The sequence below is a fragment of the Yersinia sp. 1252 StPb PI genome, from assembly GCF_048593885.1.
GTDB classification, from domain to species: domain Bacteria; phylum Pseudomonadota; class Gammaproteobacteria; order Enterobacterales; family Enterobacteriaceae; genus Yersinia; species Yersinia enterocolitica_E.
Genome location: NZ_JAZGQE010000269.1, coordinates 1 through 4,218, shown reverse-complemented (window position 1 = coordinate 4,218; position 4,218 = coordinate 1). Strand labels below are relative to the sequence as shown.

Here is a 4,218-nt window from a genome sequence, read left to right as displayed (position 1 = left end):
AGTATTATTCGGTCTTGTGATTTGTTAATTAAATGTATTGTTGACAGTCCATTTAATTCGGTTGGGTCACTATAACCGTGCTTAATCATATTATAGGGAGAAAAATGATGAGGAAGTTATTAAGCGCGGGTTTGTTACTGCTATTGGCGGGTTGTAGTAGCCCTCACAGTGACCGGCCGCATAAACTGATCGACCGTGATGATTATAAAATCGATACTAATCATCCATCAGTGGCTCAAAATGAACGGGTGCGTTTCTTAGTGCTTCATTATACTGCAACAGATGATGCTGAATCACTGCGAATACTGACTCAGGGCAATGTTAGTGCCCATTATTTGGTAAAAACACATCCCCAAAATGTTGAGGGCAAACCGGTTGTTTTGCAATTGGTGCCTGAAAGCCAAAGAGCCTGGCATGCCGGGGTGAGTTACTGGGAAGGGCGCACCAGTCTCAATGATACCTCTATCGGTATCGAAATCGTCAATAAGGGCTTCACTGAGAGGATGTTGGGTAGACGGTGGTACCCTTACAATGAGTCTCAGATTGAATTGATTGAGCGCCTTACCAGAGATATTGTCGAGCGTTATAATATTGCTCCGATGAATGTCGTGGCTCACAGCGATATTGCCCCACAGCGAAAATCTGATCCCGGCCCGCTATTCCCATGGCAGCGTTTGGCGCAGCAAGGCATAGGCGCCTGGCCAGATGACGCAACAGTCGCTAAGTATATTGATGGTCGAAATAAGTATGATATCGGCTCCGTTACTGTTATTCAGCAGGCACTGGCCCGATATGGTTATCAAATCCCACAAAGCGGCGTGCTGGATAATGAAACCATTCAGGTTATTAAGGCTTTTCAGATGCATTTCAGGGCGCAGAATATTCGCGGCGTACCAGATATAGAAACTGAAGCCATTGCCCTGGCGTTGGTCGAGAAATATTACCCATAGGGTAGTTGACGTCGCCAATTAATTAGCGGCAATAAGCGCTTTAAAAGCAGAAAGCCAGTCATTTTACTGACTGGCTTTCTGAGCCATCACAATAGAGTGACTAATTAGCGTTGGTTACTGATGGGCTAAATCGCCATCATCATCGCTGTTGAGAATCTCTTTATCGGTCTGTTTCATCAATTGGCTGGTAATGGTACCGGCGGTCATTGAACCGCTGACGTTCAGCGCGGTCCGGCCCATATCAATCAATGGCTCAACCGAGATCAATAAAGCAACCAATGTAACTGGCAAGCCTAATGCCGGCAAAACAATCAGCGCGGCGAAGGTTGCACCACCGCCCACACCGGCAACACCGGCAGAACTGATGGTTACAATCCCTACCAGTGTGGCAATCCATACTGGGTCCAGAGGGTTGATTCCCACCGTTGGTGCGACCATTACGGCCAGCATCGCCGGATAGAGGCCAGCACAGCCATTTTGCCCAATGGTGGCACCAAAGGAAGCAGAGAAGCTGGCGATGGACTCCGGGATACCCAGGCGGCGGGTTTGAGCTTCCACATTCAGCGGAATACTGGCGGCGCTGGAGCGGCTGGTAAAGGCGAAGGTCAGCACCGGCCAGACTTTGCGGAAGAACTTCAACGGATTGATGCCAGTGAATGACAGCAACACGGCGTGGACCACAAACATAATCGCCAGACCAAGGTAGGAGGCAACGACAAAGCTCCCCAGCTTGATAATATCTTGAATATTAGAGCCAGCGACAACCTTGGTCATTAGTGCCAATACGCCGTAGGGGGTCAGTTTCATCACCAGACGTACCAGTTTCATCACCCAAGCTTGCAGCGTATCAATAGCAACTAATACGCGTTGGCCTTTCTCGACATCATCTTTCAGCAATTGCAGTGAGGCAATACCGAGGAACGTCGCGAAAATCACCACGCTGATAATTGAGGTCGGACTGGCCCCGGTCAAATCGGCAAACGGGTTTTTCGGAATAAACGACAGGATCAACTGCGGCACTGTCAAGTCCGTCACTTTGCTTAAGTAGTTGCTTTCAATGGCACTTAAACGTGCTGTCTCTTGCGTACCTTGTACCAAGCCTTCAGCGGTTAAGCCAAACAGATTGGTAACCAGCACGCCAACCAGAGCAGCAATTAAGGTGGTGAAAAGCAATGTACCGATTGTCAGTACGCTAATTTTACCTAGCGAAGAGGCATTATGCAGTTTAGCGACAGCACTCAAGATTGAGGCGAATACCAGCGGCATAACAATCATCTGCAATAATTGCACATAACCATTTCCGACAATATTAAACCAGGTGATGGACTCTTTCAGTACCGGGTTATCAGCACCGTATACCCATTGCAAGCCCAGACCAAACAGCACACCCAGTGCCAAGCCAACCAAAACTTTCTTGGCCAGACTCCATTGTTTATGCCGGGTTTGTGCCAATAGTAATAGCAGTGCTACAAATACCAGCACGTTAATCACAAGCGGAAGGTTCATCCCCATATCTCCAAATTATTATTTTAAATACTGGCACATATTCTATTACTATTTTTATCTAGAACAGAGCCAGGCACCGTCATGGTGCAATTAGCCGCATATGGTAGCAGTTCCTCTTCAGGCTCACTTATATCCAAAAGGAATGTTATATAAATTTTTACCCTGATTTGTATGGAATACATTCAAATTGGTGATTATTTACCCATTAAAATGTGATCACAGTCGAAAGTTTTTCAATTGTTCCATATAGGATAGCAAGGGAATGGTGGTATCAGTTTGCCAATAGACGGAAAAACAAACTAATAGAACACAGAATACGCGTTCTAATTGATTGCCTTTTTGTGGGCGTAATAGCGGGATACAGAATCGCCAGCGGCAAGGCCATAACAGCGGTACGCCAGCAGGTGTGAGCATATCCGCTAGCAAATGGCTGAAATAGCCAATAATCATTGCATGGAACGCATCTGCGGGAATAATCCAATCGCGTGAGATGTCCATTTGAAATAGTGCCACACCACCGATAACGGCCAATAGGCTATGGGTAAACCCACGATGGCCAAATGCACGGGCAATGGGGGTGGAGAGCCACTTTAACCGCTGGCCAAGGATTGACTTTGGGTGATCAATATCGGGTAGCAGGGAAGTTAGCAGGGCGCCAGGGATAATATGCCACCAGTCACCCTGTGCCAGTTCCGGTGTAAGACCGACTTTTTTGGCAAAGATAGCGCAGGCGACAGAAAAAATAAGGTGTCCTTCCCCTGTCATACTTGAATTCCGAGTCTGTAGCTGTTGATTTATCCAGTATATGAGATTTATCTTGGCGTGGATAGCCGTTACGCTGTAACTAAATGTCTCATTTTTCTCTGGCTGAGAGCAGGGAGTTTAACGTGAGTATTCAGGGGGGAAATATCAGGTCTTGGGCTGAAATGAAGTTACATTGATAAAAAAAGGGGAAAAGTGACCGGGAGTCGACTTTTCCCCAAAGTAATACGGGTATGGGCATAATTTAACAAATAATGATGAGGGTACTCATAACGACATAATAGTTAGAAGCTGTACTGCACACCGACACGGTAGCGAGTTTGACGCTCGTCAGTCGTTTTGCTACCTGCTACGTTGCCGATAGCAACATATGGCTTCCAGTTTTTATCCCATTTGTAAGCAATTTTCACATCATGAGTCCATTCTTCTTTTTCTTTATTTGCCAGAATTTCATCTTCAGATTTCTTGTAGTTTAATTCGTATTCTGCTGAATAGTCTTTCAAGAAGTTATAAGCAAACAGCATGGTGAACTCATGGCCTTTCTCTGTTGCTTTGGTCTGAGCTGGCTGGTTACGCTTGTAATATGGGCGATAACGCAGTGAGGTAGAGAAATCATCAGTAAAGGACACTTTACCGCGCAGGTAAGGGCGATAGTTGTTCGAGTCAGATGATGACTCTAATGAGAAACCAGGCTCAATCTGGAATGTTTTGTTGAATTGATAGACATAGCTGGCAACCACTTCGGTACCATTACTGACTTGCTCATTAAATGGTTTATTAGGCGTAGTATCAGAGCTGTGCTGGCCCCATTTCCCTTCTAAAGATAAACCAAAACCATTGGCAAAACGGTTGGAGATCAGTAAACGGTCTTTATGATCAGATTTACTGGTATCTTTCATTTCATGCCGATAGTCAATTGTTGTTGCAACAGAACTAAAACTGATAACAGATGCCACTGCCAAAGTAAGTAATTTAAATTTCATTTTTTATATAATCCCAG

4 protein-coding genes are annotated in these 4,218 nt (G+C 45.5%); 1 reads left to right on the top strand and 3 read right to left on the bottom strand.

Translation table 11 applies throughout. From position 1 onward, the window contains the following. Positions 1–107: 107 nt before the first annotated feature. The gene (locus V2A85_RS22300; RefSeq protein WP_372559911.1) at positions 108–950 is read left to right on the top strand and encodes an N-acetylmuramoyl-L-alanine amidase; all 843 of its coding nucleotides are present in this window, start codon (positions 108–110) and stop codon (positions 948–950) included. Between the two features lie 114 nt (positions 951–1,064). Here the strand turns inward: V2A85_RS22300 and V2A85_RS22295 are convergent, their stop codons facing one another. The 3 genes from V2A85_RS22295 to V2A85_RS22285 form a co-directional block, all read right to left on the bottom strand. Beyond that, positions 1,065–2,456 (bottom strand): L-cystine transporter, encoded by a 1,392-nt coding sequence (locus V2A85_RS22295; RefSeq protein WP_193784651.1) that lies wholly within the window; start codon positions 2,454–2,456, stop codon positions 1,065–1,067. 216 nt (positions 2,457–2,672) lie between these two features. Then, complete coding sequence (locus tag V2A85_RS22290; RefSeq protein ID WP_005182936.1) at positions 2,673–3,221, bottom strand: metal-dependent hydrolase; 549 nt, start codon at positions 3,219–3,221, stop codon at positions 2,673–2,675. 281 nt (positions 3,222–3,502) lie between these two features. Beyond that, on the bottom strand, positions 3,503–4,201 hold the full coding sequence (locus tag V2A85_RS22285; protein ID WP_372559170.1) for an oligogalacturonate-specific porin KdgM family protein: 699 nt from the start codon (positions 4,199–4,201) through the stop codon (positions 3,503–3,505). Between the last annotated feature and the right edge of the window lie 17 nt (positions 4,202–4,218).

Coding starts and splice junctions, on each gene's coding strand:
- V2A85_RS22300 (WP_372559911.1), top strand. CDS start 108: ATGAGGAAGTTATTAAGCGCGGGTTTGTTACTGCTATTGGCGGGTTGT.
- V2A85_RS22295 (WP_193784651.1), bottom strand. CDS start 2,456: ATGAACCTTCCGCTTGTGATTAACGTGCTGGTATTTGTAGCACTGCTA.
- V2A85_RS22290 (WP_005182936.1), bottom strand. CDS start 3,221: ATGACAGGGGAAGGACACCTTATTTTTTCTGTCGCCTGCGCTATCTTT.
- V2A85_RS22285 (WP_372559170.1), bottom strand. CDS start 4,201: ATGAAATTTAAATTACTTACTTTGGCAGTGGCATCTGTTATCAGTTTT.